1 protein-coding gene is annotated in these 579 nt (G+C 73.7%); it reads right to left on the bottom strand.

What is annotated here, in order from left to right:
* The coding region (locus B7L92_RS34240) for a DUF192 domain-containing protein (RefSeq protein WP_081241135.1) at positions 1 to 333 on the bottom strand (333 nt) is incomplete at its 3' end.
* Positions 334 to 579 lie beyond the last annotated feature (246 nt).

The raw sequence follows: 579 nt of genomic DNA, 5'->3' as shown, positions 1-579 counted from the left end.
CAGTCCCCACCCCTCCATCACCCCGGCCTCCGCCTCGATCACGTGCCGGGCCCGCACCCGCGGCAGCCCGAGCCGCCCCGGCGGCATGGTGCGCACGGCGATGACGGTGAGACGGCGGTCCAGGTAGGCGACGTCGATGGGCATCCGCATGCGGAAGGTGTGCACGCTGCCGGCGGGGGAGAGCAGCAGCGCCCCGTCGTGGGAGTCCCGCCCCAGCAAGCCCCTGGTGCGTGCCCGGTAGGAGGAGGCGATCTCCAGCGGGACGCGTACGGGCGGCCCTCCACCGTCTCCCCGCACGACCAGCTCCCCGTGCCCGTCACGCCAGCGCGCCACAGTCGACCCCCTTCACCGCCGAACGCCCGCGTCACGGGCGATGCCGAGACGGTAGCGGCGGCAGGCCGGGGCACGCTCGTCGAGATCTACCGGAAACCGCACGCCACGGGAACGGGCTTGGGTGCCGATTTGGGCCCACGGACCCATGCCTCCACCGTCGCCCCTTCCTACCCTCGGGCCGTGCTGTGCACCAAGCGCGGCGCACATCGGGGGAGTTGAGGAGGGGGCATGGCCTCGGTCGGGGGA

The sequence above is a fragment of the Streptomyces viridosporus genome (assembly GCF_002078235.1).
GTDB lineage: Bacteria > Actinomycetota > Actinomycetes > Streptomycetales > Streptomycetaceae > Streptomyces > Streptomyces viridosporus.
The sequence above is the reverse complement of the archived record's forward strand: the minus strand, read 5'-3'. Positions and strand labels throughout refer to the sequence as shown.